This window comes from Mariniluteicoccus endophyticus, from assembly GCF_054780035.1.
This window is the reverse complement of record NZ_BAAGXC010000032.1, coordinates 74674-100183: the sequence shown is the minus strand read 5'-3', so window position 1 is coordinate 100183 and position 25510 is coordinate 74674. Positions and strand designations below refer to the sequence as shown.

Sequence of the window (25510 nt, the reverse complement as noted above, 5' to 3'; positions counted from 1 at the left end):
GCGGACCGCGGCACGGGCCGCGAGCCGATTCAGCGGCGACGCGAGACCCCGTGCCGGATCAGGGCCAGCGGGCAGGCGCCGTGGGCCATGAGCGCACGGATCGTCGCCCCGGGCGCGAAACCGGGCAGCCCCACGCCGTGGACACCGACGACCAGGAGGTCGAAGTCGACCGACCGACGGGTGAGCTCCTCCACGGGGTGGCCCTTGACGATCGTCGTGGTCACCTCGACGTCGGGGAACTGCTGACGCAGGGGCCCGACGAGCTCCGAGATGCCCTTCTCGGCGGCCTTCGCCAGGGCCGCCTCGCGCTCCTCACGGTTGCGGTTGTCGGCGAAGAAGCCGGTCGGCAGCTCGCAGGCGTGGAGGATCTCCAGCCGGGCGCCGCGGTGGGCGGCCTCCTCGAACGCGTACGCCAGGGTCTCCTTGCCGCGGTCGGTCGCGTCCACCCCGGCACCGATGAGATTCAGTCCGCCGGTGACGGGCTCGTGCGACGCGGCCGAGACCATGATGACCGGGCAGTGGGCGGTGGCGGCCACACCGACCGACGTCGAACCGACGAAGAGCCGCTCGAGGCCGCTGATCGCGCGTCGCCCCACCACGATGGTGTCGGCCTCCTCGGACAGGCGGGTCAGCACCGCTCCGGGGCTGCCCATGTAAACGTCGCTGGTCACATCGGCCTCGTCGGCGCCGACCTCGAGGGCGTACGCGCGGGCGTCGGCCGTGGCCTGCTCGCCGGAGTCGCGGAGCAGGTCGGGGTCGTAGACCACACCCCAGGCGCCGGCGAGCACCGCGTCGTCGACGGCGTGGGCCAGGTGGAGCTCGCAGCCGCGCCGCTTCGCCTCACGGACGCCGTACGCGACTGCGCGACGCGCGTCCTCCGAACCATCGACACCCACGACCACGCGCGGGCGGGACGACTTCACACCGTTGTAAGACATCGGCTCGACCTCTCTTACGCTTCGTAGTAGCCCAGCCTACTGCAGGTCAGTCGGCGGCAGCCACAACCCGGCCACCGATCTCGTCGAGGCGGATCCGCACCAGCATGGAACGGTCGTCCCCGACCCACGGCTGGGGGCCTTCACCCTGCCAGGCGTCGAGCGCGTGCTCACCGGTCACCGTCGACGCGGTGCCACGGGCCAGAACGCTCCAGCCAGTGCGCGTCTCGTCGTCGAGCCCGTCGATCTGCACGGCGACCCGATGGCCGTCGAGGCGCGAGAGCTGGGTTCCCGGCTTGGTCCGGAAGATCAGGTCACCGCCGTCGAGGCGGTAGGTGACCGGCAGGATGTTGGGGCCGGAGTCGTTGGCCCACCCGACGCGAGCGACGCTGTGCGTACGCAGGAGGTCGCGGCACTCGTCGGCACCGAGCGTGGTGAACTGCCCGAATCCAGCGTCCACAGCCACCCCTTCGTCAGGCCCGGTGGAGAACCTCCCCACGGATCGCCGCCCACCCTACGACATTCAACGGCGGGTCGTGGTCAACCGCGCGGAGTCCCGGCGCGAGGACCGCCAGTGATGCGACGGGTCAGGCGCCGGGCTCGTCGAAGACCGTGCGACCGCGAAGCTTGGCGGCCAGTTCATCGTCGATGCCGTCGGCCACCTCCGCGAGGATACGTACGGCCTGGTGAAGGTGGGCGGGGACGAACGGGTGGGCGAAGATCGAGGTGGTGACGAAGACTCGGTCACGGATGAGCTGGAACTTCACCAGGCGTACCTCGGTGTTGAGGTCAGACAGGACCTCCATGGCCCGCGAGCGGCCCTCGGTGTCGTGGACGAGGCAGGCGAACACGATGATCTCGCGGTGGTCGGGCGTCGTCCGGACCAGGAGCATGGTCGACCCGACGCGGATGGCGAAGTCGCCCTCGGCGTCCTTGAGCGGCTCGTGCCCGAACATCTCGGCGAGCTCGGCCTCGATCATGTCGTGCAGGTGCTCGTGGCTCACGGGGATGGTTGCCACGACGTCCTCCGGGTCGAACTCGGAGTATCCCTCGAGCGGCTCGGGGCGCGGCTGGAGGATCTCGGCGAGCTGGTCGGGGGCGAGGAACACCGGGTGCTGGATGCCGTAGATGTCGCGCAGTGCGCCGACCGCCATGGCGGCAAGGTGGTCCGACTGTTCCTGGTCGGCTTCGACCCAGAAGTTCGCCGTGGGTCGTGGCCCCTCTGCCGTCGGGGCGTGCCAGCCCTGCTCTTCGAACAGGTCCAGCTGGACCGGGCTCAGGAGGTAGTCGTCGCCCAGGACCCCGTTCGACGCCGCCTCGAGACGCACCGTGGTCCGATCGACGGCACTGAAACGCACGAACGGCACGGTCTCGGTGGTGGCAGCGACCGACCCGATGGTGAGGTCGGAGGTGTCGTCCATCACCGACACGACCTCGGACAGGCGGCCCTGGAACCCCCGCCATGCATCGGCCGTGCTCTTGTCGAGATCGAAGTCCTCGTAGTCGGTCACCGGGTTCTCCTCACTGGGCAGCTGCCCATCCCGTGCGAACCTAGCGAACGCGCGCAGACGTGTCCACGCGCGGCACGCGCGTCAGGACCCGGACAGTGCGCGGACCACGCGGGACGGGCTCGGGCGACCGAGCTGCTCGGCCATCCACACCGACGTCTCGACGAGCCGGTCGAGGTCGATGCCGGTGGTGATGCCGAGGCCGTGGAGCATCCAGACGAGGTCCTCGGTCGCCAGGTTGCCGGTCGCCGACTTCGCGTACGGGCAGCCGCCGAGGCCGCCGGCCGACGAGTCGAACTCGCTGACCCCCGCCTCGAGACCGGCGAGCACGTTGGCCAGCGCCTGGCCGTAGGTGTCATGGAAGTGCAGGGCCAGCCGGTCGGGTCCGACGCCCGCCTGCGCGCACGCGTCCAGGACCGCGCGTACGCCACCCGCCGTGCCGACACCGATCGTGTCGCCGAGGCTGACTCGCGAGACGCCCAGGTCGAGCAGGCGACGGGCGATCTGCGCGGGCTGCTCGGGGGCAACGGGGCCCTCCCAAGGGTCTCCCCAGCACATCGAGACGTAGCCGCGGACGTTCATGCCGGCCGCGAGCGCGCCCTCGACGACGGGCCCCGCCAGCGCGAGCGCGCCCTCGACGGTCGAGTTCCAGTTGGCCTTCGCGAACGACTCCGTGGCCGACACGAACACCGCGATGTCGCCGACCTCGGCCTCGAGCGCACGCTCCAACCCGCGGGCATTGGGCACGAGCACCGGCCGCGGGCCACGCGTGTGGTCGATGCCCGCGAGCACGTCGGCGGCGTCGGCGAGCTGCGGGACCCACTTGGGCGACACGAAGCTCGTGGTCTCGATCGTCGTCAGGCCGGCGTCGGCGAGCCGGCCGACGAACTCGATCTTCGTGGCGGCGGGGACTGTGGACTTCTCGGCCTGCAGGCCGTCACGGGGGCCGACCTCGTAGACGGTGACCTGCTGGGGCAGGTCGGTGCGCGGATGAGCGGTGGGGAACGACATGGCGCGGAATCTACCCGCCGCCGCCACGCTTGGGGAGCCCCGCCTCCCTTGGGGTGGACCAGCTACGGATGGAGCAGGAGTGCCACGGCGAGCAACACCGGGATCGACCCGACCGTGGTCAGGAACACCGAGTCGCGGGCGCCGGCAACGCGCCCATGAACGACACGCGGGTGAGCGCCTGCTGGGCAGGCTCGTCAACGATCCCCACCGTGCCAGCAGATAACCGACGGCGATGACGACGCCGATCGTGACGAACCCCGTGATGACTCCTTGCACCTCACACCGTAGGACGCCCCCGACCGGCCGGACGCGCTCGCTAGGATCGCTCCATGAAGCTGACAGCCGCACTGGAGAATCAGTTCAACGCCCAGATCACCTTGGAGTTCGAGGCCTCGCTGGTCTACCGCCAGCTCGCGATCGAGGTCGACGCGCAGGACCTGCCCGGCATGGCAGCATGGTTGCGCCACCAGGCCGACGAGGAGATCGTCCACGCCAACAAGTTCATCGACCACCTGCTCGATCGCGACAACAAGCCGAAGATCGGTTCGATCGCGGCACCGAATACGAAGCCGTCGATGACGGTCCTCGACGTCTTCGAGGCGGCGCTCGCCCACGAGCAGAAGGTCTCGGCCTCCATCCGCGACCTCTACCGCGCATGCGAGGACGCGGGCGACCTCGACTCGCGCCCCCTGCTCAACTGGTTCCTCTCCGAGCAGATCGAGGAGGAGGCCACCGTCTCCGAGATCGTCGGCCGGGTGGAACGCGTCAACGACGACGGTCCGGGCCTGCTGCGCCTCGACGAGGAGCTCGGCTCACGCCCCACGCGCACCACGGAGAACGCGGGCTGAACCCGCCCCCGTCTCCCCGCCCGCTCGACGTCCCCTGGACGTCCCTCCGGCCCCGGCACCCGCCGGGGCCGGTCGCGCTCCCTTGTGGCAGCGTCTCCTCGCCTATCCTCACGGCGTGACTGCAGAACGCCCCACGACGCCGCCCGCCGCAACTCGCAACGTGCTCGTGGACACGGTGCGCGTGCTGTCGGTCGCCGTCGTCGTCTTGTTCCACATGGGCCTGTTCCGTCTGGGCCTCGGTGCCGACGGGGCGGTTCGGGCCACGGTCGCCGAACCCGGCGTAGCGGGGGCGGTGCTGAGTTGGTTCGTCCAGATCATGCCGCTGTTCTTCGTCGCGGGGGGCTATGCGCACGCCGTGGTCGTGGACCGGTCCCGCGCGCGGTGAGTCGTACGCCACCTACCTCGCCAACCGCGTACGCCGCTTCGTAGGCCCGCTGTCGACCTTCGTGGGGATCATCGGCCTGGTGGCGACCGCGGTGGCCTGGCTCGGGCTGCCGAATCAGGCGGTGTTCATGAGCTCGAGCCTCACCAAGGTGCTGTGGTTCCTGTTCGTCTACCTGTTCGTGGTGACCGTGGCTCCCCTGATGGTGACCCTGCAGGACCGGGCCGGGGCGGTCACCTTGGTGGTGCTGCTGGCGTCGGCGTTCGCCGTCGACGCCTGGTCGTTCACCTACTGGCCGCACGACCCCGTGTCGGCGATCGACGTGCGCCACCTCAACATCATCTGCGTGTGGCTGTTCTGCCACCAGCTGGGTATCGCGTACCACCGCGGCTGGTGGCAGCACTGGCCCCGCTGGGTGGCGCTGGCCTCCGTCGTCGTCGGGGTGGGCGGCATCTGGGCGCTCGTCGGCCCCGGCCCCTACCCCTATCCGGCCGTCGGGTTCGGCGACCGGATCGTGTCAAACCTGCTGCCGCCCACCGCAGCCATGGCGTTGCTGTGCCTCGCCCAGACCGGCCTCCTCGCCATGGTGGACCGACATGACTTGCCCGTGCTGGAGGGCCCGCGTACCCAGAAGGTGGTCAAGACGCTCAACCTGCTGCTCATGACGATCTACCTGTGGCACGTGCCGCGGTCTCGGTGGGCATGGGCGTCTGGCTGCTCGCCTCCCAGTCCTTCGGCTGGCAGTCGTGGTGGCTCTCGGCGGCGGTCCAGCTGGCCGTCGGGCTGCCGGTGCTCGCGCTCGTCGCCCCGTGGATCGCCCGTCTCGACTTGCGCCTGATCCCCGCGCTCGGACCGCACCCCCGGCTGGGGCCGACGCTGGCCGGTACGCTCGCGCTGCTCGTCGGCACCGGCTTCGTCTGGCGCAACGGCCTCGCCCTGCACCCGGCCAGCCCGTACGCCGCCCTCGGCGCGGCCCTGATCACGATCGGGGCACACTTGCTGCGAAGCGGCGCGGACAGCAGGCATGCTGACCCATCGACCGCGCATAGTTGATGAACCGTGAACCGACTCTGAATCCCGTCCTCGAGGAGGCTTCCATGTCCGTCCCCCCGCAGAGCCAGGGACCCGCCGGCCCTCCAGGCCAGCCGGGTCCGGGATTCAACCCGGGCATGCCACAGGGACCACAGCCGTCTCGAGGCCCCCAGGGCTTAGGCGGCCCGCCGACCGGACCACAGGGCACGCTGCCCTACCCGCAGGCGATGGGCCCGAGCGGCCAACGGCCGATGATGGGCCCGGGCGGCACCCAGGGTCCCGTCCCTCCGGCCCCGCCCACCAACCCCGGCAAACAGAAGAAGGTGCTGTTCGGCGTGCTCGCCGGCGTCCTCGTCCTGGTCCTCGGTCTGGGTGCGTTTCTCCTGTGGAACGGCCACCAGAAGGAGCAGGCCGCACGGCGCGCCGAGGAGGCGCGGATCGCGGAGGAGAACCGCCAGAAGGGCCTCGCCGGCGACGCCGTCAAGTTCTTCTACGACAAACTGGCCGCCGGTGACGCCGAGGCCGTGAAGGGCATGGCCCAGACACCCCCGACGGGCAAGGCCGACCTGCTCACCAACGAGGTGCTCGCCGAGGCGATGAAGAAGGCGCCGATCAAGGACGTCAGCGTCAGCGTCAGCTCGGTCGCGGGGACCCGCGCCTATGTCAATGCCACCTACACGATCGGCGACAAGACCCTCCAGAAGCCCCACGAGCTCACCCGCACCGACGACGTGTGGAAGCTGACCGACATCGCGGCCGACGTCAGCCTCGGCGTGTCCGGCCCCAAGCGCTCCGTGAACGGCAAGGAGGTCGATGCGGGCCGCTACCTGATGTTTCCGGGTGGCTACACGGTGACTACGTCCAACCCCATGCTGGTCGTGACCAACGGCGATTTCGTCGTCACCGACCTCCAGGGCACGACCGGCCAGAGGAAGTCGATCGACTTCGAGGTCAGCGAGGCCGGTCGCAACGCCTCGATGGAGGCGGCCCGCAAGGCCCTCAACGACTGCGTGGGCAAGTCCGAGCTCGCACCGGCCGGCTGCCCGATGATTCGCTGGAAGGCCGACGCTGACGTCAAGGTGAGTTCGATGCGCTATACCGTCAAGGGCGACCCGTTCGCCGGGGTAACCCCGACCTGCACGGCGTCCACCCTCTCGTGCCGGGTGAGCTACTCGGTGTCGATCAACGCGAACGGCAGGGGCACGTCCCCGCGTGGTTCGCTGACGCTGTCGGGCGACCAGACCTCGTTCGTCATCGCCAAGGTGGCGCTCGACACGGGCACGCCCGTCGTCACGATGAGCTGAGCGCCTCGTCGAGGGTCGCGCCTGCCTCGGCCGCCGTCAGGTCGCCGATCAGCACCCGCTGGGCGAGGCCGTCCGCCAGACCGACCAACGCCCGGGCCACGGCCCGGGCGTTCTTCGTGCCCAGCTCCTCCAGCAGACGGGTCGCCTCGTCCTCCTGCCCCCGCTTGGCGTTGGCGAGCAGGGTGCCGATGCGGGGGTCGACCTGGGCGTGGGCGGCGTACGCGTACCAGACCCGCGTGCCCGCCAGCGACCGCTCGTCGGACGGGAGCACGTGACCGACGGCGAAGCGCAGTCGCGCCGCGGGCTCGTCGTCCTCGGCGGCGTACACGGACTCGGCACCGGCCAGCATCGCGGCACAGGCCTCGAGCACGAGGGCGTCCTTGGTCGGAAAGTAGTGCTGTACGCGACCGAGGGACACACCGGCGGCCTGTGCGACGGCCCGCATGGTGACGGCGGTGAGCCCACCCCGGGCGATCACCGCCCAGGTGGCGTGGAAGATGGCCTGCCGGCTCCCCTGTGACATGCCGCCACCCTATCCAATACACCTGTATTGTCCGCTGATGAACGGAGCCGCCCCATGTCACGTCGCCGCACCCTGCTCGCAGTCCTCGCCCTCGTCGCGGCCGTCGTGGCCGCCGACCGCCTCGTCCTGGTCGCCACGGCCGAGCCACAGATTGGCCACTTCCGCTCCCCCGCCGGCCGCACGGCCTACGCGAAGGCGTACGAGGCGGCCCTGGCCGGGGCGCCCGCCCCCACCCGCCGTCTCCAGGTGACGACCGCCTTCGGCTCGGTCCATGTCGCCGCCTGGGAGCCCGAGGGCAGCCGGGGCCGTACGCCGGCGCTCCTCCTCCCGGGCATGTCATCCGGTGCACCGATGTGGCAGGAGAACCTGCCCCACCTCCTCGGCGACCGGCCCGTGTACGCCGTCGATGCGCTCGGTGACGCCGGACTCTCGATCCAGTCGGTCCCGATCACCTCGACCGAGGAGCAGGCCGCCTGGGTGGCCGACGTCCTCGAGGCGCTCGAGGTGCCCCGCGCGCACGTCGTGGGCCACTCCTTCGGTGGCGCGACGGCGGCACGGCTGGCCGTCCACCAGCCCGGCCGGGTGGCCAGCCTGACCCTGCTCGATCCCGTCATGACCCTGGGCTCCCCGCCCGCCTCCACCTTCTTCTGGGCCTCGGTGCTGAGCCTGCCCACACCGCAGTCGTGGCGCGACCGCGCGTTGGCCGAGATCGGCGGCACGACGGTCGACGAGGTCCGGCGCCGCACCCCCATCGCGGAGATGATCGATGCCGGGTCACGTCACTACTCCGCAGCCGTGCCCACGCCGGCCCCGCTGACGGACGAGCAGCTGGCTGCACTCACGATGCCCGTTTACGTGGGTCTGGCCACCCGCTCCCTGTCCGGCGGGCAGGCCGCTGGACGGGCGCGACTCATCCCGCACGCCACCGTGACGGTCTGGCCCGACACGACCCACTCGTTACCAATGGACGTCGCCGGACCGATCGGCACGGTCATGCGCGAGTTCTGGACACGCGCCGACTGACCACGGGCGACAACCATCGGACAAGAGGAGGGCCCCGGGATCAATCCCGGGGCCCTCCCTCGCGATCCGTGCGGGACCGATCAGCTGCAGCCGCTGGTCGAGCCGCAGCCCTCGCAGACGTAGCACGAGCCGGACGGACGCATCTTCGTGCCACAGGTGAAGCACAGCGGCGCATCGACGACGTTGCCGGTGATCGACTCCATCAGCTCGGCCGAGGTGTGCGCCTCGGACGGGGCCCTGCGGACCGCCGCCGAGGAGGTCGGATCGTTGAGCTTCGTCGGGTTGGCCGTGACCGGGTCGGCGTCGGTGTCGACGTCGTCACCCTGGTCGTTCTTCAGCGACTCGGACTCGATCTGCTCGTCGTCGGACTCGTCGATGTAGCTGCCGGTCTCGACGTAGCGGGCACGCTCGGTCGCGGTGTAGATGCCGAGCTCGGCACGCTCCTCGAACGACAGGTGGTCGAGGGCCAGACGACGGAACATGTAGTCGATGATCGACTGGGCCATGCGGATGTCCGGGTCGTCGGTCATGCCGGCCGGCTCGAACTTCATGTTGGTGAACTTCTGGACGTAGGTCTCCAGCGGCACGCCGTACTGCAGCGCGATCGAGATCGCGATGGAGAAGGCGTCCATGACACCGGCCAGCGTGGATCCCTGCTTGCCAAGCTTCACGAAGACCTCGCCCAGACCGTCATCGGGGTAGGACCCCGAGGTCAGGTAGCCCTCGGCACCGCCGACGGTGAACGAGACCGTCTCGGAGGGACGCTTCTTCGGCAGGCGCTTGCGGCGGGGACGGTACTCGACAACCGGCGCGGGCTCGGCCTTTGGCTCCTCCTTCTTCTTGCCGTCGGACAGCGGCTGGCCAACCTTGCAGTTGTCGCGGTAGACGGCCAGGGCCTTGAGGCCCAGCTTCCAGCCCTGCATGTAGACATCGGCGATCTCCTCGATCGTGGCCGACTCGGGCAGGTTCACGGTCTTCGAGATGGCGCCCGACAGGAAGGGCTGAACCGCAGCCATCATGCGGACGTGACCCATCGGCTTGATCGCGCGCTCACCCATGGCGCAGTCGAACACCTCGTAGTGTTCCTGCTTGAGGCCCGGCGCATCGATGACATGACCGTGCTCGGCAATGTATTCGACGATGGCCTCGGCGGTCTCGTCGGCGTAGCCGAGCTTCTTGAGGGCACGCGGGATCGTCTGGTTGACGATCTGCATCGACCCGCCACCCACGAGCTTCTTGAACTTGACCAGCGAGAAGTCGGGCTCGATGCCCGTCGTGTCGCAGTCCATCATGAAGCCGATGGTGCCGGTCGGGGCCAGCACGGAGGCTTGCGCGTTGCGGAAGCCGTTGGTCTCACCCAGCTTGACGACCTGCGCCCACTCGGCCGTGGCGGCCTTGTGGACGGCGCCGTCGACGTCGGACAGCGTACGCAGCGAGTCGTTGGCCGCCTGGTGCTTGCGCATCACGCGCTTGTGGGCCTCGGCGTTGCGCGCGTAGCCGGCGTACGGACCGACGATGGCGGCCAGCTCGGCCGAGCGACGGTAGGAGGTGCCGGTCATCAGCGACGTGATCGAGGCCGCGAACGCGCGGCCGCCCTCGGAGTCGTAGCCGTGGCCGGTGGCCATCAGCAGGGCGCCGAGGTTGGCGTACCCGATGCCGAGCTGGCGGTAGTCACGAGTCGTCTCACCGATGGACTCGGTCGGGAAGTCGGCGAAGCAGATCGAGATGTCCATCGCGGTGATGATGAGCTCGACCGACTTGGCGAACTTCGCCACGTCGAAGGTGTTCTCAGCCGTAAGGAACTTCAGCAGGTTGAGCGAGGCCAGGTTGCACGAGGAGTTGTCGAGCGACATGTATTCCGAGCACGGGTTGGACGCGGTGATGCGGCCGGTCTCGGGGTTGGTGTGCCAGTCGTTGATCGTGTCGTCGTACTGGATGCCGGGATCGGCGCACTCCCAAGCGGCCTTGGCCATCTTGGTGAACAGGTCGCGGGCGTCGACGCGGTCGACCTCAGAGCCGTCGGAGCGCGAGGTGAGGGCGAAGTCGGAGCCATCCTCGACCGCCTGCATGAAGGAGTCGGAGACACGCACGGAGTTGTTCGCGTTCTGGTATTGCACCGAGGTGATGTCCTTGCCGCCGAGGTCCATGTCGAACCCGGCGTCGCGCAGGGCGCGGATCTTGTCTTCCTCACGCGCCTTGGTCTCGATGAACTCCTCGATGTCGGGGTGGTCGACGTCGAGCACAACCATCTTGGCGGCGCGGCGGGTGGCGCCACCCGACTTGATGGTGCCAGCCGAGGCGTCGGCACCGCGCATGAAGGACACGGGGCCCGAGGCGGTGCCGCCGGAGCTCAGCAACTCTTTGGAGGAACGGATGCGCGAGAGGTTCAGACCGGCACCGGAGCCGCCCTTGAAGATGAAGCCCTCCTCCTTGTACCAGTTCAGGATCGACTCCATGGAGTCGTCGACCGAGAGGATGAAGCACGCCGAGACCTGCTGGGGCGAGGGCGTGCCCACGTTGAACCACACCGGGGAGTTGAAGGAGAACACCTGGTGGAGCAGCATCCAGGTCAGCTCGTGCTCGAAGACCTCGGCGTCCTTCGGCGTAGCGAAGTAGCCGTGCTCCTGACCGGCGCGGACGTATTGCTTCACGACACGGTCGATGAGCTGTTTGAGGCCGGTCTCGCGCTGGTCGGAGCCCACCGCGCCGCGGAAGTACTTCGAGGTCACGATCGTCGTGGCGTTCATCGACCAGAAGTCGGGGAACTCGACACCGCGCTGCTCGAAGACGTTCTCGCCGGTCTTCCAGTTGGTCTGAACGACATCCCGACGCTCCCAGGTCACCTCGTCGTAGGGATGCACACCCTCGGTGGTGTGGACACGCTCGATGGTCAGGCCCTTGCCCGACGACTTGGCGCTGGACCGGCGGCCCGTCGTCGCGCGCGTGGTTTCGGTCATCGTGATGCTCCTCCTGGATGCGGATCTGCAGTGGGGTTCGAAGTGTGTGGTGGTGGCGGCGCAGCCGCTCAGACGGTGGCCGGCTCGAGAGGGAACTGGCCGGGTTGCTGCTCGCGCAGCGCCCTGATCTCAACCTCGAAGTCGTCGACCGACTCGAACTGGCGGTAAACGCTGGCGAACCGGAGGTAGGCGACCTGATCGAGCTCGCGGAGCGGGCCGAGGATCGCGACCCCCACCTCGTCGGCGGGAATCTCGGACTGGCCGGACGACCGCAACGTCTCCTCGACACGCTGCCCCAGCCGCGCCAGCTGCTCCTCGGTGACGGGCCGGCCCTTGCAGGCCTTGCGCACGCCTTGGATCACCTTCTCGCGGTTGAAGGGCTCGAGGACCCCTGAGCGCTTGGCGATCACGACCTGCATCTGCTCGATGGTCGTGAACCTCCGTTCGCACGAGGGGCACTGACGCCGCCGTCGGACGCTGCACCCGTCATCGGTCGTGCGGGAGTCGAGCACGCGCGAGTCGTCGTGGCGACAGAACGGACAGTGCATGACACCCTCCTCTCGTGACGGGTCACGACAAGGTCACCCACCCCTGAGGTGGGGTCCCGCTGGGGATAAACCTGTGCGCGACCATGCGGACAACTGTGGATATCGACCACTAACTGTGGACAAACGACAGTCGTGTAACTACTAGATGTAGGTACCCTAGGCCGATCGGACCACAATCGCAAGACGCGGGGCGGCTCGTGTCGAATTCCTCATCGAGAGGCTGCAGCGGCGGCCATCGGCCCGGCGTCGGACATCACACGGGCAGCGGTGAGCCCCACGCAGGCCACCCCGGCTACAACGAAGAGGGCAACCAGCGCCAACACCAGGGCGAGCCCGCGATCGGTCAGGCGGGTCACCACAACGGGCGCCTCCCCCACGCCCACCCGCGGCCGCACGCCGGCGGCGGGCACCGGCGCGACACCGCTGCAGGAGCGAGCGGCGACCGCCGCACGGGAGCTGGACGCCACGACCTGGGGTCGGGCCACCTCGGGGCGCACCGAGCGGTCGGCGCGGCCCGCCGGGGCCTGGCAGCGCTCGGTGCTACGCGCGCCGATAGGGGCGGCGTGACGGGAAGCGAGTGCAGTCATGGTAAATCTCCTCGGGAAGTGTTCGAACGAGTGTTCGACGGATCTTATTTTTAGACGGTCTCGCATTCGAACACAAGTGCGAACCTCGTACACGTGTTCGAACCGTTACCCGCAAGTCCCGAGTCCATCAGGGGGGTCTGACAATTTTTGGACGACGCGGGCACGGCGACACGTCGAACAGATGTTTGATTCACGCATTCGATTGCCCTAGCCTCGAGACATGGCCGAACGCGAGACCCCCGACCCCGAGTCCCCCGCGCCGCAGAAACCGCCGCGCAAGCGTGGTCGCCCCACTCGAGAGGCGATCGCCGCCCAGCTGGCCGAGGCGGGTGCCTCGGTGACCTCGCTGCCAGACGGTCCCGTCGACGCCGACGGACTCACCCCGCGTCAGCGCCGCGTTCTCGAGGTCATCAAGCATTCGGTCGACTCGCGTGGCTACCCGCCCAGCATCCGCGAGATGGGGGAGGCCGTGGGCCTCGCGTCCCCCTCGTCGGTCTCCCACCAGCTCAAGGTGCTGGAGCAGAAGGGCTTCCTCCGCCGGGACCCGAACCGGCCGCGCGCCCTCGAGGTGCTCATGCCCCCGTCCGGCCGTGATCCGCTCGACCACGGCTACGACGAAACCGGTGTCCGTGACGCCTTCCCCGACGCCGTGCCGGTGCCCGTCGTCGGCCGCATCGCCGCCGGTGGCCCGATTCTGGCCGAGGAGCAGGTCGAGGACGTCTTCCCGCTCCCCCGTCAGATCGTCGGCGACGGCACGCTGTTCCTCCTCGAGGTGCGTGGCGACTCGATGATCGACGCCGCGATCTGTGACGGCGACTGGGTCGTGGTCCGCCAGCAGCAGACGGCCGTCAATGGCGACATCGTGGCCGCCCTGCTCGACACCGAGGCGACCGTGAAGACCTACCGGCGCCAGGGCAACCAGATCTGGCTGCTCCCCCACAACGAGGCGTACGACCCGATCGACGGCAACCACGCGTCGATCATGGGCAAGGTCGTGGCGGTGCTGCGCCGCCTCTGACGGCGTTCAGTCCGCCCGGCTCTCCTGAAGCCGCCTGAGCGCCCCGACCGCAACCTCGCGATCGGTGGTCATCCACATGTCGGGCATGCTCGCGCGCAGGAACGAGCCGTAGCGTGCGGTGACCAGACGCGGGTCGAGCACCGCGACGACGCCGCGGTCGCTGGCGCGCCGGATCAGCCGCCCGGCTCCCTGTGCCATGAGCAGTGCGGCGTGCCCCGCCGCGATGGCCATGAACCCGTTGCCTCCCGCCTCGGCGACCGCCTTCTGACGCGCCTGCATGAGCGGGTCGTCGGGACGCGGGAACGGGATCTTGTCGATGATCACCAGCTCGCAGGTGTCGCCCGGCACGTCGATGCCCTGCCACAGCGAGACCGTGCCGAACAGGCTCGTGTCGGGCTCGGCGATGAAGCGCCTCGTCAGCTCGGACAGCTGGGCGTCACCTTGGCACAGGATCGTCTGCTTCGGCAGCTGCTTGCGCGCGTGGGTCGCTGCCAGCTCGGCCGAGCGCTGGGATGCGAAGAGACCGAGCGTACGCCCGCCCGCCGCCCACACGAGCTCGGCGACCTCGGTGAGGACCTCGTCGGCGATGCCGTCGCGACGCGGGGGCGGGAGCGTACGCCCCACGTAGAGGATGCCCTGACGACGGTAGTCGAACGGTGAGCCGACGTCGACGCCACGCCAGGTGACCTCGGCGCCGGCGGGCTCGGGGTGTTCGCGTCGTTCGCGGCTGGACAGGCCGACCGAGCCGGCGGCCTGGCCGAACTCGCCGCCGATCGTCAGCGTCGCCGAGGTGAGGACGGTGGTCGCCTCCCCCAGGACGCGCTCGCGCATGAGCCCGGCCACGCTCAGCGGTGAGACGCGCAGCTCACGGCCGAACCTCTCCCCGCGGTCGTTGACGTAGACGACATCGGCGTCGGCGAGGGCCGCGGCCCGCTCGGCCACGTCGTAGACCTCCTTGACCGCAGCTGCGGCCTGGCGCTGGTCGTTCTCAGCGTCCTTGGTGTTCATCGACGACAGGACGCGGCGCGTCACCTCTCGGATCTGCTCGCACGCCCGCACCACAGGCGAGTCCGGCTCGGTCACGCGCTCCGGGGCCACGGCCAGCAGCGCGTCGTTGAGGGCGTCGGAGAGGTCGAGCAGCTCGAGCCCCAGGTCGTCGTCGAGCCACGCGGTGGCGCGCCGGCCGACCCGCTCGATCTGCTGGGGGCTCATCTCGACGCTGGCGGCGCCCGTCACCCGGGACACGAGCTCGTGGGCCTCATCGATGATGACGTGGTCGTGCTCGGGTAGGGCCGTTCCTCCGTGCATGGCGTCGATGGCGAGCAGGGCATGGTTGGTCACCACGAGGTCGGACTCGCGGGCGCGCTCCCGGCTCTTCTCGACGAAGCACTCCTCGCCGAACGGGCAGCGCTGGGCACCCAGGCACTCGCGCACCGGCACCGACACCTGCGCCCACGCCTTCGTGCCGTGGGTCGGGGCGTCGTCACGGTCGGCCAGGTTGCCCTCGGTCAGCTCGTCTTCGGCCCACTCGCGCAGGGCGACCACCTCGGCGCCCACGACCGACTCGGGCGACTGCGCGGTGGCGCGCAGGGCCTCGACAACCTCGCCGGAGCCGAGCAGCGTGTCCTGGTCGGCGACGCCCTCGCGTACGCGCAGCAGGCATGCGTAGTTGCTGCGTCCCTTCAGGATCGCCGCGCGCGGGCGCCGCCCCGTGGCCTGCTCGACCGCGTCGAGCGCCGAGGGGATGTCTTTCGAGGCCAGCTGGGCCTGGAGCGCGAGCGTGGCCGTCGCGACGACGACGCGCTCGTCGGGGTGGTTGACCACACGCGTGAGGGCCGGCGCGAGATAGCCCAGCGACTTGCCGGTGCCGGTGCCGGCCTGGACCAGCAGGTGCTGACCCGTCTCGAGCGCCTCGGCGACGGAGTCGGCCATCTTCTCCTGGCCCGGACGCGGGCTGCCCCCGATGCCCTCGACGGCGGCCTGGAGGACGTCACGATGATCGACTGGCTTGCTCACCGGTCCAACCTATCGAGTACCACCGACAGGACCGGTCTCAGAACTGGCCCCAGTGCAGCTTCAGGGTGACGGATCCGTCGGCGTTGTCGCTGCGGGCGTACGTTCGCTGGTCGGGCTGACCGTTGCCGAACGGGATCCCGGCGCACCGGCCCAGGGCGCAGGGGGTGGCGGGCGGCCAACCGGTCAGCGAGGCCTCCCACGCTGGTACGCCGGCGGCGGGTACGACGACCACGGCGTCCAGCACGTCGTCCTGCCAGTCGACGTAGTTCGACGACTGCACGGTCGTGCCCGGCGGCAACTCCATCTTCATGATCGACGCGATCTTCGCGGCAGGGACGTCGGTGCACGACGCACCGAGCCCCTCGGAGCGGCACAGCCCCATCTCGCCGCGCTGGGGCAAGAAGGCGATCACGACGAGGGTCACCACCGACAGGAAGCCCAGCACGAGGAGGCCGAAGCAGCCGACGGCGATGCGGATGGGCCAGGGGTTGCGCCGGGGCGCGGGCTGTACGTGGGCCATGTGTTCCTCTCCGGTGGGCTCAGTCGTACCAGGAGTTGCGGATGTGGACGATGAGGGAGCCGTCGGGGGCGACCGCACGGGTCCACATCTGCCCGTTGTTCTCGTACGCGGTGCAACGTCGATCAGAGCCTCGCCCGGCGAGCTCGGAGCAGTCGGTACGAGCGGCGGGCGGGTAGAGGGTCTTGCCGAGCGATTCCTCGCGTACGGTTCATGGGTCCCCACCGTAGGCCCCGGCGGGCCGTGCGCACTACGACTCCGGTCTACTCCGCGTACGGGGCCAGCTCGGCGGCCAGCTCGGGGTGCACGAGCGCGACGACATGCGTCCCCTCGGCGACGTGCTCGGTCGTCAGGAACTCGCCCGAGTGGTGAATCTTGTTGATCAGATCACCGCGCTCGTACGGCACCAGAGCACGCACCTCCACCTCGGGGTGCGGCAGGCGCGACTCGACGACGGCGCGCAGGTCGGCCACGCCGACACCCGTGCGGGCCGAGACGAACACGGCGTCGGGGTGGCGCGTACGCAGCGCCTGCAACGCCTCCTCGGAGGCCCGGTCGATCTTGTTGACCACGAGCTGCTCGGCCCGGTCGCCCGCGCCGATGTCGTTCAGGACCGTACGCACGGCCTGGATCTGGCCCTCCGGGTCTGCGTCAGAGCCGTCGACCACGTGGAGGAGCAGGTCGGCCTCGAGCGACTCCTCCAGCGTCGACTTGAACGACTCGACGAGGTCGTGCGGCAGGTGGCGGACGAACCCGACGGTGTCGGTGAGCGTGTAGACACGGCCATCGCCGGTCTCGGAGCGACGCGTCGTCGGGTCGAGGGTGGCGAACAGCGCATCCTCGACGAGCACGCCCGCACCGGTCAGCCGGTTGAGCAGCGACGACTTGCCCGCGTTGGTGTAGCCGACGATCGCGATCGAGGGGATGCGGTGGCGGCGGCGCTCGGCGCGCTTCGCGTCACGCGTCGAGTCCATCTCGCGCAGCTTGGCCCGCAGCTGGGCGATGCGCGACGAGATGCGACGCCGGTCGGTCTCGATCTTCGTCTCACCGGGGCCACGGCCACCGATGCCGGCGCCTCCCGCGGCACGACCGCCGGCCTGACGCGACAGGTTGCCGCCCCAACCGCGCAGGCGCTGCTTGAGGTAGTTGAGCTGGGCCAGCTCGACCTGGGCCTTGCCCTCGACCGACTTCGCGTGCTGGGCGAAGATGTCGAGGATCAGCATGGTGCGGTCGACGACCTTGACCTTGACCCGGTCCTCGAGGTTCCTCAGCTGGGCGGGGGCGAGCTCGCCGTCGCAGATGACGGTGTCGGCGCCCGTGGCGACGACCACCTCGCGCAGCTCGTCGACCTTGCCGCGGCCGATGTAGGTCGCGGGGTCGGGCGACTTGCGCTTCTGGACCAGCCCCTCGAGCACCTGGGAGCCCGCGGTCTCGGCGAGCTGCTTCAGCTCGGCCAGCGAGTTCTCGGCGTCGACCTCGGAGCCCGAGGTCCACACCGACACGAGCACGACCCGCTCGAGGAGGAGCTTGCGGTACTCCACCTCGGTGATGTCGTCGAGCTCGGTCGACATGCCGGCGACACGCTTGAGCGAGATGCGGTCGGCCAGGTCCTGCTGGTCACCGTCATACGCCTCCGGGTCGTCACCGAAGGGGTCCAGGTCGTCGTCGGCCAGCTCGACGTCGTCGTACGCGTCGTCGGGCTCGTCGGCCGGGTCGAAGGAGTAGAAAGCGCTGCGTTGTGAGGTCATTGCCCGACATCCTCCCACGCGGGACGACACCACGGCGAGCGGATATCGGCGCCGGCACTCAGTCGTCAGAGGGATCCGGCAGGTGGACCTGACCGGTCATGACGATCACCGCGGGGCCGGTCATCGCGGCGGTGCGGGCCCCGTCGCCCTCACCCAGGTCGATCCGCAGGGTGCCGCCCGGCACGTCGACGCGCCAGTGGTCACTCCCGCCGAGGTGCTTGGCGGAGGCGGCCGCGACCGCGACGGTGCCTGTGCCGCAGGACCGGGTCTCACCCACCCCGCGCTCGTGCACCCGCATGCGCACATGTCCCGGGCCCACCGGCTGGACGATCTCGATGTTGACGCCGTGCGGGAACACCGCCGGGTCGAACCGGGGGGCGTGGTGGAGGTCAAAGTCGGCCACGTCGTCGACGAACGCGACGGCGTGGGGGTTGCCGACGTCGGCGGGCCACGCCGCCAGGTCGCGGCCGTCGACCGTCACGGTCGTCTCCGCCACGCCGAGGGTGACCTCGCCCATGTCGACGCGGATCTGGCCGTCGGCCCCGAGCACGGCCTCCCGCAGGCCGGCGCGGGTCGCGATCGGGATGGTCGAGGTCTCGACCAGGCCCTCATCCGCCAGGTAGCGGGCGAAGACGCGTACGCCGTTGCCGCACATCTCGCTGATCGAGCCGTCGGCGTTGCGGTAGTCCATGAACCACAGGCCGGGGTCGCCGTCCCACTCCGGCATGTGCTCCGCCTTGATGGCCCGCAGCAGCCCGTCGCCGCCGATCCCGGCGCGTCGGTCGCACAGATAGCGCACGTCGGCGGGTGAGGGGTCGAGCATCCCGTGGCGGTCGTTGATCACCACGAAGTCGTTCTCGGTCCCGTGCCCCTTGGCCACCGTCCAGCTGCGCATGCGCATGAGCGTTTCATCCGCGCGGGTTCAGTGTCCATCCGGGACGCCGGCGTCAAGCAGGCGATCGATGGTGTCCATGGTGGGCTCGTCGTGCCCGGCGGGGCTCCAGTGGATGCGGTGGTCGCGGCGATACCAGGACAGCTGCTTGCGGGCGAAGCGCCGCGTGCCCCGGACGGTCTGGTCGCGAGCCTCGTCCTCGGTGATCCCGCCGTCGAGGTAGGCCAGCACCTGCCGGTAGCCCAGCGCCTGCGAAGCGGTGCGCCCCTGCCGGATCCCCCGCGGCACGAGCCCCTCGACTTCCGCGACCAGCCCCTGCTCCCACATGAGGTCGACCCGGCGCTCGATGCGTTCGTCCATCGCCGCCCGCTCGATCTCGAGGCCGACCTGGACGACGCCGGGAAGCGCGTATTCCCAGCTCGGCAGGACCGGGGTGAAGTCACCGGCGAGCTCGAGGACCTCCAGCGCCCGCACGACGCGACGGCCGTTGCCGGGCAGGATGTCGGCGGCGACCCGCGGGGCTCGGCGTGCGAGCTCGGCGTGCAGGTCCGCGGCGCCCCGCCGCTCGAGCTCGGCCTCCCACTGGGCGCGCAGCGCCGGGTCGGTGCCCGGGAACTCGAACACGTCGACGATCGCCCGGGTGTACAGGGCCGAGCCACCCACCACGATCGGGAGCACCCCCCGAGCGTGGCAGTCGGCGATCGCCGTGCGCGCCAGCGCCTGGAACTCCGCGACGGAGGCCGTCTGGGTGACGTCGAGGATGTCGACCAGGTGGTGCGGTACGCCTCGGCGCTCCGCGGGCGTGGGCTTGGCCGTCCCGATGTCCATGCCGCGATAGACCAGCATCGAGTCGGCGTTGACGATCTCGGCCGGCACGCCGCGCTCGCGCAGGCGGCATGCGTACGCCACGGCGAGCGCCGACTTGCCGGTCGCCGTCGCGCCGATCACCACCAGGGTCGCGGGGCCCCCGTCCGTACCTGCCACGCCGCCCAGTGTCAGGGGTGGTGACGAGTGCCGCAAATCGACGGCCTAGTGTGGACATGTCACTGTGACCCGCAGCACACCGACCGGGTGTGCGGTCGCCGAGGCAGCCGCCGGCCCCCACCGACGGCACGACGAAGGGAGACGACGATGGGCATCTTCGACAAGGCCAAGGACATGATCAAGGGCCACGAGTCCCACGCCGACAAGGGTGTTGAGGCGGCGGGCGACATGCTCGACCAGCGCACCGGCGGCAAGTACGCCGAACACGTGGACCGCGGCCAGGACTTCGTGAAGCAGCAGTACGGCGGCGGTCAGGCCCCGGACCCGAGCGAACCGGTCCCCGGCCAGCACCACGACCCGATGCAGGAGCCGGGCAACGTGCAGGACCCGGGCCAGCAGGACCAGGGCTTCGGCCAGGACCAGGGATTCGGTCAGGACCAGGGATTCGGTCAGGACCAGGGGCTCGCCCCGAACGACGCCCCCGGTCTCGAGAACGAGGCGACGCCCGGTCAAGAGGGCGCGGGCCTCGGATCGCCCGACATGGGTGGCGAGCCCGGCTTCGGCGAGCCCGGCCAGGACGGCCCCGGCCTGCCCCGCTGACCCACGTGAACGCCGACGCGGCGTGAGCACGAGGGCCGCCCCACCACATGTGTGGGGCGGCCCTCTCGCGTTCAGGCGCCGCAGGCGTCCTGGCGCGTGGCGGGTCGACCGATGCCCGGCATGCCGAGGCCCACGGCCGGCTTCGGCGCGTCGTGACGAGCCTGCCACGCGTCGCCGCCGCGCGTACGCCGCAGGCCCCGGATGCCACGGTCGGCGTTCAGGTGGTGCGGGGCGGCGTGGTCGATGGTGGCGTACGCGATGTCCCCCGGGCGCGGCCGCAGCGCCGGGTCGTCCGGAACGGCGACGTGGACGAGGCGGTTGTCGCGGGCCCGCCCGGACATGCGGCGCGTCTCGGCGTCCTTCTTGCCCTCGCCGTCGGCGAACATGACCTCGACCTCGGTGCCCTCCAGACGCTTGTTCTCCTCGAACGCGATGTCGTTGACCAGCGCGAGCAGCCGGTTGTAGCGGTCGGTCACGACCGGCTTGGCGACCTGGTCGGGCATCGTCGCCGCGGGCGTGCCCGGGCGGATGGAGTACTGGAACGTGAAGGCCGCCGAGAAGCGCGCCTGCTCCACCACGCGCATCGTCTCGAGGAAGTCCTCCTCCGTCTCGCCGGGGAACCCGACGATGATGTCGGTCGTGATCGCGGCGTGGGGCATGGCCTCGCGCACGCGGTCGAGGATGCCGAGGAATCGCTCGCTGCGGTAGGAGCGACGCATCGCCTTCAGCACCCGGTCGGACCCCGACTGCAGGGGCATGTGCAGCTGGGGCATGACGTTGGGGGTCTCGGCCATGGCGGCGATGACGTCGTCGGTGAAATCCTTGGGGTGCGGCGAGGTGAAGCGGACGCGTTCCAGCCCGTCGACCTCGCCGCAGGCGCGCAGCAGCTTCGCGAACGCCTGTCGGTCACCGAACTCGACACCGTAGGCGTTGACGTTCTGGCCGAGCAGCGTGATCTCTTGGACGCCCTCGGCGACCAGAGCCTCGATCTCGCGCAGGATGTCGCCGGGCCGGCGGTCGGTCTCCTTGCCGCGCAGGCTGGGGACGATGCAGAAGGTGCACGTGTTGTTGCAGCCCACCGAGATCGACACCCAGGCCGAGTACGCCGAGTCGCGCCGCGTCGGGAGGTTCGACGGGAACGTCTCGAGGGCTTCCTTGATCTCGACCTGCGCCTGCTGCTCGACGCGCGCACGCTCGAGCAGCGCCGGCAGCGCGCCGACGTTGTGGGTGCCGAAGACGACGTCGACCCAGGGCGCGCGCTTCACGACGGTGTCGCGGTCCTTCTGTGCCATGCACCCGCCGACGGCGATCTGCATGTCGGGCTTGGTCTCCTTGACCGCGTACAGGTGACCGAGGTTGCCGTAGAGACGGTTGTCCGCGTTCTCGCGGACCGCGCACGTGTTGAACACGACCACGTCGGCGTCTGTGCCGGCCTCGGCACGGGCGTACCCGGCGTCCTCCAGGAGACCCGAGATGCGCTCGGAGTCGTGGACGTTCATCTGGCACCCGTATGTGCGCACCTCGTAGGTGCGGGTCACGGGCTTCTCGGGCAGTGTGTCGGATGCGTTCGGCATGGCGGGCCGATTCTACGGTCCGCACCCCTCGATCCGTAATCCGCCCGCCCGTCTTTCCGTAACCGAATCGGAATCCCGTCCTGTGACGCAGGTCGCCCTCGTTGCTCTACTGTTCCCGCATGGCACAAAGCGAGAACACCGGTTCCACGAACGTCGAGCCCACGACCGACCAGCCGGCGACGGCGTCCGACGTGTCGTCGCGCAGTGCCCGCACCCGCGAGCCCATCGTCGAGATGACCGACGTGGACAAGCACTTCGGCCCTCTCCACGTGCTGAAAAGCATCAACCTGACGATCGGCAGGGGCGAGGTCGTCGTCGTCCTGGGCCCGTCGGGCTCCGGCAAGTCGACGCTGTGCCGCACGATCAACCGCCTCGAGACGATCGACTCCGGGACGATCACGATCGACGGCAAGAGGCTGCCCGAGGAGGGCACGGCTCTGGCCAAGCTGCGCGCCGACGTCGGCATGGTCTTCCAGTCGTTCAACCTGTTCGCCCACAAGACGATCCTCGAGAACGTCACGCTCGGCCCGACCAAGGTCCGCGGCAAGTCGGCCGCCGAGGCCAAGGAGCGCGGCATGAAGCTGCTCGAGCGCGTGGGTGTCGCCAACCAGGCCCAGAAATATCCCGCCCAGCTATCGGGTGGTCAGCAGCAGCGCGTCGCCATCGCCCGTGCGCTCGCCATGGACCCGAAGGTCATCCTCTTCGACGAGCCGACGTCCGCGCTCGACCCCGAGATGGTCAACGAGGTCCTCGACGTCATGGTCGACCTCGCCGACCAGGGCATGACGATGGTCGTGGTCACGCATGAGATGGGTTTCGCGCGCAAGGCCGCCGACCGCGTCGTGTTCATGGCCGACGGCCAGATCGTCGAGCAGAACGACCCCGAGACCTTCTTCACCAACCCGCAGAGCGATCGCGCCAAGGACTTCCTGTCCAAGATCCTCACCCACTGAACACCCGCGTCCCAACGACCCCACCGGAGGAACCATGAAGTCCACCCGCAAGATCCTGGCCGTCTCGGCCGGTCTCGTCCTGACGGCCTCGATGGCCGCGTGCAATACCCAGGCCGGCGGCGGCTCGACCCCCGGCGGCAACGCCGGTGGCGGCGAGGCCATCAAGATCGGCATCAAGTTCGACCAGCCGGGTCTCGGCCTCAAGGAGGGCTCGGGCTACTCGGGCTTCGACGTCGAGGTCGCCAAGTACGTCGCCAAGGAGATGGGCTACGACCCCGCCAAGATCCAGTTCGTGGAGACCCCGTCGGCCCAGCGCGAGACGATGCTGCAGGGCGACCAGGTCAAGATGATCTTCGCGACCTACTCGATCACCGACGCACGCAAGCAGAAGGTGTCCTTCGGCGGCCCGTACTTCATCGCAGGCCAGGACCTCCTCGTCAAGACCGACTCCGCGATCGGCGGGCCCGAGACGATGAACGGCAAGAAGCTGTGCTCCGTCGCCGGGTCGACGCCCGCGAAAAACATCAAGGACAAGTACGCCAAGGACGTCCAGCTCCAGGAGTACGACACCTACTCCAAGTGCGTCGAGGCACTCGCCTCCGGCGCCGTCGACGCAGTGACCACCGACAACGTCATCCTCGCCGGCTACGCCGCCCAGCCACAGTACAAGGGCAAGCTCAAGGTCGTCGGCAAGCCGTTCTCGACCGAGAAGTACGGCGTCGGCGTGAAGAAGGGGGACACCGAGACCTGCACCAAGGTCAACACCGCCATCGAGAAGATGGTCTCCTCCGGCGAGTGGAAGAAGGCCCTGGAGAAGACCGTCGGCGCGTCCGGCTTCGAGCCCGACTCGTCGACCAACCCGCCGAAGCCCGAGGGCTGCAGCTGATCCAGCCGCGCCGGGGGGCGTACGCGAGGCCGCGTACGCCCCCTCTCCGTGACCACCGCAACACCAACCAGGGAGAACAGTGTCTGGAGTGACCGAGCTCTTCAGCGAGTACGGCGACGAAATGCTGTGGGCGTGCGTGATGACGATCGGACTCACCGTCCTGTCGGCCATCGGCGCCCTCGTCATCGGCACGATCGTCGCCATCGCACGTGTGTCCCCCGTGCCCTTCCTCGAGAAGCTGGGGACGCTCTACGTCAACATCGTCCGCAACACGCCGCTGACGCTCATCGTCGCGTTCTGTGCGCTGGGCTTCCTCAACACGATGGGCCTGAACCCCTTCGCCGGCTGGAAGAACTCCCAGATCTGGATGCCGAACTTCTTCTGGGGCGTGGTGGCGCTGTCGGTCTATCACGCCAGCTTCGTCGCCGAGGCACTGCGCTCCGGCGTCAACACCGTGCCGCTGGGCCAGGCCGAGGCGGCGCGCGCCATCGGCCTCGACTTCCGCCATTCGCTGAGCGAGGTCATCCTCCCCCAGGCCTTCCGTGGAGCTATCGCACCCCTGGGCAACACCCTGATCGCGCTGACGAAAAATACCACGGTCGTCGCGACCATCGGCGTGGCGGAGGCCTCATATGTGATGAAGGACATGATCGAGCAGCACGCCGACCTCATCATGTTGATCTTCGCGATCATGGCCCTGTTCTTCGTGATCCTGACGCTTCCGGTGGGCCTGCTGTTCACCCGCTGGTCGCAGAAGCTGGCGGTCCAGCGATGAGTGTCCAGGCAGTCCTGTTCGACGCCCCCGGTCCCAAGGGACGCGCGCGCAACCGTGTCCTGTCGATCGTCTCGGCGGTCGTGATCGTCCTCGCCCTCGTCGGCTTCGTGTGGGGCATGAGCTCCCAGCTCGTGGCCGAGAAGTGGGCGCCGTTCGCCCAGCCCGAGACGTGGACCCAGTACATCGTCCCCGGCCTCATGGGCACGCTTCAGGCCGCAGGCATCTCGGTGCTCCTGGCTGGTGTCCTCGGCATCGTCCTGGGGGCCGCCCGGCTGTCCCACAACGCCGTCATCCGCGTGCCGGCGAGCATCTTCATCGAGTTCTTCCGCGCGGTCCCGGTGCTGATGATGATGCTGTTCTCCTACTACGTCTACCTATACGCGGGGTTGTTCTCGGGCTTCATGCTCACGCTCGCCGGCGTGGTCACGGGCCTGACGTTCTACAACGCGTGCGTGATCGCCGAGCTCATCCGCTCGGGCGTCCACTCGCTGCCGAAGGGCCAGCGTGAGGCGGGCCTGGCGATCGGTCTCACCCAGGGCCAGACGCTGAGCACGATCCTGCTGCCGCAGGCCATCACGGCCATGCTGCCGTCGCTGGTCAGCCAACTCGTCGTGGTCCTGAAGGACTCGGCGCTCGGCTACATGATCTCGTACGCCGAGCTGCTGCGCGCCGGCCAGACGCTGGCGTCGGTGCAGGGCAACCTTATCGTCACCTTCATCGTCATCGGCGCTCTGTTCGTGATCGTGAACTGGCTGCTCACCGTCGTAGCCCGCTGGCTCGAGAAGCGGATGGCCAAGCGCACCTCCGGCCGCCTCGACATGGACGATCTGGCCGCCCTCAACGAGTGACCGGTCCCAAATGGCGGGGCCCCGCAGCCGTTCGTTGAACT

At 69.4% G+C, this 25510-nt stretch carries 26 protein-coding genes; 12 read left to right on the top strand and 14 right to left on the bottom strand.

What is annotated here, in order from left to right; genetic code table 11:
* Positions 1-29: 29 nt before the first annotated feature.
* The 4 genes from ACYVGD_RS15035 to ACYVGD_RS15020 form a co-directional block, all read right to left on the bottom strand.
* Positions 30-938 (bottom strand): universal stress protein, encoded by a 909-nt coding sequence (locus tag ACYVGD_RS15035; RefSeq protein ID WP_460744587.1) that lies wholly within the window; start codon positions 936-938, stop codon positions 30-32.
* Positions 939-984: 46 nt separating this feature from the next.
* Positions 985-1395, bottom strand: coding sequence for a pyridoxamine 5'-phosphate oxidase family protein (locus ACYVGD_RS15030; protein ID WP_460744586.1), 411 nt, complete (start codon positions 1393-1395; stop codon positions 985-987).
* A 127-nt stretch (positions 1396-1522) separates the two neighbouring features.
* A complete protein-coding gene (locus ACYVGD_RS15025; RefSeq protein WP_460744585.1) occupies positions 1523-2446 on the bottom strand; it encodes a T3SS (YopN, CesT) and YbjN peptide-binding chaperone 1 in 924 nt (307 codons plus the stop codon).
* Positions 2447-2527: 81 nt separating this feature from the next.
* On the bottom strand, positions 2528-3454 hold the full coding sequence (locus ACYVGD_RS15020; protein ID WP_460744584.1) for a hydroxymethylglutaryl-CoA lyase: 927 nt from the start codon (positions 3452-3454) through the stop codon (positions 2528-2530).
* A 329-nt stretch (positions 3455-3783) separates the two neighbouring features.
* Here ACYVGD_RS15020 and ACYVGD_RS15015 point away from each other — a divergent pair, with 329 nt between their 5' ends.
* The 5 genes from ACYVGD_RS15015 to ACYVGD_RS14995 all read left to right on the top strand — a co-directional run bounded on the left by ACYVGD_RS15015 (position 3784) and on the right by ACYVGD_RS14995 (position 7020).
* Positions 3784-4302, top strand: coding sequence for a ferritin (locus ACYVGD_RS15015; protein WP_460744583.1), 519 nt, complete (start codon positions 3784-3786; stop codon positions 4300-4302).
* Between the two features lie 115 nt (positions 4303-4417).
* Positions 4418-4687: a hypothetical protein gene (locus tag ACYVGD_RS15010; RefSeq protein WP_460744582.1), complete on the top strand. Its 270-nt coding sequence runs from the start codon at positions 4418-4420 to the stop codon at positions 4685-4687.
* Entirely contained in the window at positions 4647-5522 is an 876-nt protein-coding gene (locus ACYVGD_RS15005; protein ID WP_460744581.1) for an acyltransferase family protein, read from the top strand. The genes ACYVGD_RS15010 and ACYVGD_RS15005 overlap by 41 nt, the downstream gene beginning before the upstream one ends.
* Positions 5513-5737: a hypothetical protein gene (locus ACYVGD_RS15000; protein WP_460744580.1), complete on the top strand. Its 225-nt coding sequence runs from the start codon at positions 5513-5515 to the stop codon at positions 5735-5737. The genes ACYVGD_RS15005 and ACYVGD_RS15000 overlap by 10 nt, the downstream gene beginning before the upstream one ends.
* A gap of 206 nt (positions 5738-5943) precedes the next feature.
* Positions 5944-7020 (top strand): hypothetical protein, encoded by a 1077-nt coding sequence (locus ACYVGD_RS14995; protein ID WP_460744579.1) that lies wholly within the window; start codon positions 5944-5946, stop codon positions 7018-7020.
* Here the strand turns inward: ACYVGD_RS14995 and ACYVGD_RS14990 are convergent.
* The gene (locus tag ACYVGD_RS14990) at positions 7007-7543 is read right to left on the bottom strand and encodes a TetR/AcrR family transcriptional regulator (RefSeq protein WP_460744578.1); all 537 of its coding nucleotides are present in this window, start codon (positions 7541-7543) and stop codon (positions 7007-7009) included. The two genes, ACYVGD_RS14995 and ACYVGD_RS14990, sit on opposite strands and share 14 nt — an antisense overlap.
* A gap of 54 nt (positions 7544-7597) precedes the next feature.
* On the opposite strand from ACYVGD_RS14990, the gene ACYVGD_RS14985 reads away from it, so the two are divergent.
* Entirely contained in the window at positions 7598-8566 is a 969-nt protein-coding gene (locus tag ACYVGD_RS14985; protein WP_460744577.1) for an alpha/beta fold hydrolase, read from the top strand.
* A gap of 80 nt (positions 8567-8646) precedes the next feature.
* Here ACYVGD_RS14985 and ACYVGD_RS14980 read toward each other — a convergent pair whose 3' ends face one another.
* The 3 genes from ACYVGD_RS14980 to ACYVGD_RS14970 all read right to left on the bottom strand — a co-directional run bounded on the left by ACYVGD_RS14980 (position 8647) and on the right by ACYVGD_RS14970 (position 12658).
* Positions 8647-11523, bottom strand: a complete 2877-nt coding sequence (locus ACYVGD_RS14980; RefSeq protein WP_460744576.1) for a vitamin B12-dependent ribonucleotide reductase — start codon at positions 11521-11523, stop codon at positions 8647-8649.
* Positions 11524-11591: 68 nt separating this feature from the next.
* The gene (gene nrdR, locus ACYVGD_RS14975) at positions 11592-12071 is read right to left on the bottom strand and encodes a transcriptional regulator NrdR (protein WP_460744575.1); all 480 of its coding nucleotides are present in this window, start codon (positions 12069-12071) and stop codon (positions 11592-11594) included.
* A gap of 209 nt (positions 12072-12280) precedes the next feature.
* Positions 12281-12658, bottom strand: a complete 378-nt coding sequence (locus ACYVGD_RS14970) for a hypothetical protein (protein WP_460744574.1) — start codon at positions 12656-12658, stop codon at positions 12281-12283.
* A gap of 220 nt (positions 12659-12878) precedes the next feature.
* Here ACYVGD_RS14970 and lexA point away from each other — a divergent pair, with 220 nt between their 5' ends.
* Complete coding sequence (lexA, locus tag ACYVGD_RS14965) at positions 12879-13676, top strand: transcriptional repressor LexA (protein WP_460744573.1); 798 nt, start codon at positions 12879-12881, stop codon at positions 13674-13676.
* A gap of 6 nt (positions 13677-13682) precedes the next feature.
* On the opposite strand, the gene ACYVGD_RS14960 is transcribed toward lexA, so the two are convergent.
* The 5 genes from ACYVGD_RS14960 to miaA all read right to left on the bottom strand — a co-directional run bounded on the left by ACYVGD_RS14960 (position 13683) and on the right by miaA (position 19833).
* Positions 13683-15608, bottom strand: a complete 1926-nt coding sequence (locus ACYVGD_RS14960; protein ID WP_460744611.1) for an ATP-dependent DNA helicase — start codon at positions 15606-15608, stop codon at positions 13683-13685.
* Positions 15609-15729: 121 nt separating this feature from the next.
* Positions 15730-16212, bottom strand: a complete 483-nt coding sequence (locus ACYVGD_RS14955; RefSeq protein ID WP_460744572.1) for a hypothetical protein — start codon at positions 16210-16212, stop codon at positions 15730-15732.
* A gap of 260 nt (positions 16213-16472) precedes the next feature.
* Positions 16473-17957: a GTPase HflX gene (gene hflX, locus ACYVGD_RS14950; RefSeq protein WP_460744571.1), complete on the bottom strand. Its 1485-nt coding sequence runs from the start codon at positions 17955-17957 to the stop codon at positions 16473-16475.
* A 58-nt stretch (positions 17958-18015) separates the two neighbouring features.
* The gene (gene dapF, locus ACYVGD_RS14945) at positions 18016-18852 is read right to left on the bottom strand and encodes a diaminopimelate epimerase (protein ID WP_460744570.1); all 837 of its coding nucleotides are present in this window, start codon (positions 18850-18852) and stop codon (positions 18016-18018) included.
* A 27-nt stretch (positions 18853-18879) separates the two neighbouring features.
* Positions 18880-19833 (bottom strand): tRNA (adenosine(37)-N6)-dimethylallyltransferase MiaA, encoded by a 954-nt coding sequence (gene miaA, locus ACYVGD_RS14940; protein ID WP_460744569.1) that lies wholly within the window; start codon positions 19831-19833, stop codon positions 18880-18882.
* A 147-nt stretch (positions 19834-19980) separates the two neighbouring features.
* Between miaA and ACYVGD_RS14935 the strand changes: the two genes are divergently transcribed.
* Complete coding sequence (locus ACYVGD_RS14935; RefSeq protein ID WP_460744568.1) at positions 19981-20433, top strand: antitoxin; 453 nt, start codon at positions 19981-19983, stop codon at positions 20431-20433.
* Between the two features lie 71 nt (positions 20434-20504).
* On the opposite strand, the gene miaB is transcribed toward ACYVGD_RS14935, so the two are convergent.
* Positions 20505-22007 (bottom strand): tRNA (N6-isopentenyl adenosine(37)-C2)-methylthiotransferase MiaB, encoded by a 1503-nt coding sequence (miaB, locus tag ACYVGD_RS14930; protein ID WP_460744567.1) that lies wholly within the window; start codon positions 22005-22007, stop codon positions 20505-20507.
* Between the two features lie 224 nt (positions 22008-22231).
* On the opposite strand from miaB, the gene ACYVGD_RS14925 reads away from it, so the two are divergent.
* The 4 genes from ACYVGD_RS14925 (at position 22232) to ACYVGD_RS14910 (ending at position 25469) form a co-directional block, all read left to right on the top strand.
* On the top strand, positions 22232-22960 hold the full coding sequence (locus tag ACYVGD_RS14925; protein WP_460744610.1) for an amino acid ABC transporter ATP-binding protein: 729 nt from the start codon (positions 22232-22234) through the stop codon (positions 22958-22960).
* Between the two features lie 34 nt (positions 22961-22994).
* A complete protein-coding gene (locus ACYVGD_RS14920; RefSeq protein ID WP_460744566.1) occupies positions 22995-23846 on the top strand; it encodes a glutamate ABC transporter substrate-binding protein in 852 nt (283 codons plus the stop codon).
* 88 nt (positions 23847-23934) lie between these two features.
* Positions 23935-24621, top strand: a complete 687-nt coding sequence (locus ACYVGD_RS14915; protein WP_460744565.1) for an amino acid ABC transporter permease — start codon at positions 23935-23937, stop codon at positions 24619-24621.
* Positions 24618-25469 (top strand): amino acid ABC transporter permease, encoded by an 852-nt coding sequence (locus ACYVGD_RS14910; RefSeq protein ID WP_460744564.1) that lies wholly within the window; start codon positions 24618-24620, stop codon positions 25467-25469. Before ACYVGD_RS14915 ends, ACYVGD_RS14910 begins: the two co-directional genes overlap by 4 nt.
* Positions 25470-25510: the final 41 nt, after the last annotated feature.

Bases quoted from the DNA above. Each gene is read 5' to 3' on its own strand.
- ACYVGD_RS15015 (WP_460744583.1), top strand. From the start codon at position 3,784: ATGAAGCTGACAGCCGCACTGGAGAATCAGTTCAACGCCCAGATCACC.
- ACYVGD_RS15035 (WP_460744587.1), bottom strand. From the start codon at position 938: ATGTCTTACAACGGTGTGAAGTCGTCCCGCCCGCGCGTGGTCGTGGGT.
- ACYVGD_RS15020 (WP_460744584.1), bottom strand. From the start codon at position 3,454: ATGTCGTTCCCCACCGCTCATCCGCGCACCGACCTGCCCCAGCAGGTC.
- ACYVGD_RS14935 (WP_460744568.1), top strand. From the start codon at position 19,981: ATGGGCATCTTCGACAAGGCCAAGGACATGATCAAGGGCCACGAGTCC.
- ACYVGD_RS14995 (WP_460744579.1), top strand. From the start codon at position 5,944: ATGGGCCCGAGCGGCCAACGGCCGATGATGGGCCCGGGCGGCACCCAG.
- ACYVGD_RS14980 (WP_460744576.1), bottom strand. From the start codon at position 11,523: ATGACCGAAACCACGCGCGCGACGACGGGCCGCCGGTCCAGCGCCAAG.
- ACYVGD_RS14960 (WP_460744611.1), bottom strand. From the start codon at position 15,608: ATGGCCGACTCCGTCGCCGAGGCGCTCGAGACGGGTCAGCACCTGCTG.
- miaB (WP_460744567.1), bottom strand. From the start codon at position 22,007: ATGCCGAACGCATCCGACACACTGCCCGAGAAGCCCGTGACCCGCACC.
- ACYVGD_RS14985 (WP_460744577.1), top strand. From the start codon at position 7,598: ATGTCACGTCGCCGCACCCTGCTCGCAGTCCTCGCCCTCGTCGCGGCC.
- lexA (WP_460744573.1), top strand. From the start codon at position 12,879: ATGGCCGAACGCGAGACCCCCGACCCCGAGTCCCCCGCGCCGCAGAAA.
- ACYVGD_RS14955 (WP_460744572.1), bottom strand. From the start codon at position 16,212: ATGGCCCACGTACAGCCCGCGCCCCGGCGCAACCCCTGGCCCATCCGC.
- ACYVGD_RS15005 (WP_460744581.1), top strand. From the start codon at position 4,647: ATGCGCACGCCGTGGTCGTGGACCGGTCCCGCGCGCGGTGAGTCGTAC.
- nrdR (WP_460744575.1), bottom strand. From the start codon at position 12,071: ATGCACTGTCCGTTCTGTCGCCACGACGACTCGCGCGTGCTCGACTCC.
- ACYVGD_RS14920 (WP_460744566.1), top strand. From the start codon at position 22,995: ATGAAGTCCACCCGCAAGATCCTGGCCGTCTCGGCCGGTCTCGTCCTG.
- ACYVGD_RS14910 (WP_460744564.1), top strand. From the start codon at position 24,618: ATGAGTGTCCAGGCAGTCCTGTTCGACGCCCCCGGTCCCAAGGGACGC.
- ACYVGD_RS14990 (WP_460744578.1), bottom strand. From the start codon at position 7,543: ATGTCACAGGGGAGCCGGCAGGCCATCTTCCACGCCACCTGGGCGGTG.
- dapF (WP_460744570.1), bottom strand. From the start codon at position 18,852: ATGCGCAGCTGGACGGTGGCCAAGGGGCACGGGACCGAGAACGACTTC.
- hflX (WP_460744571.1), bottom strand. From the start codon at position 17,957: ATGACCTCACAACGCAGCGCTTTCTACTCCTTCGACCCGGCCGACGAG.
- ACYVGD_RS14970 (WP_460744574.1), bottom strand. From the start codon at position 12,658: ATGACTGCACTCGCTTCCCGTCACGCCGCCCCTATCGGCGCGCGTAGC.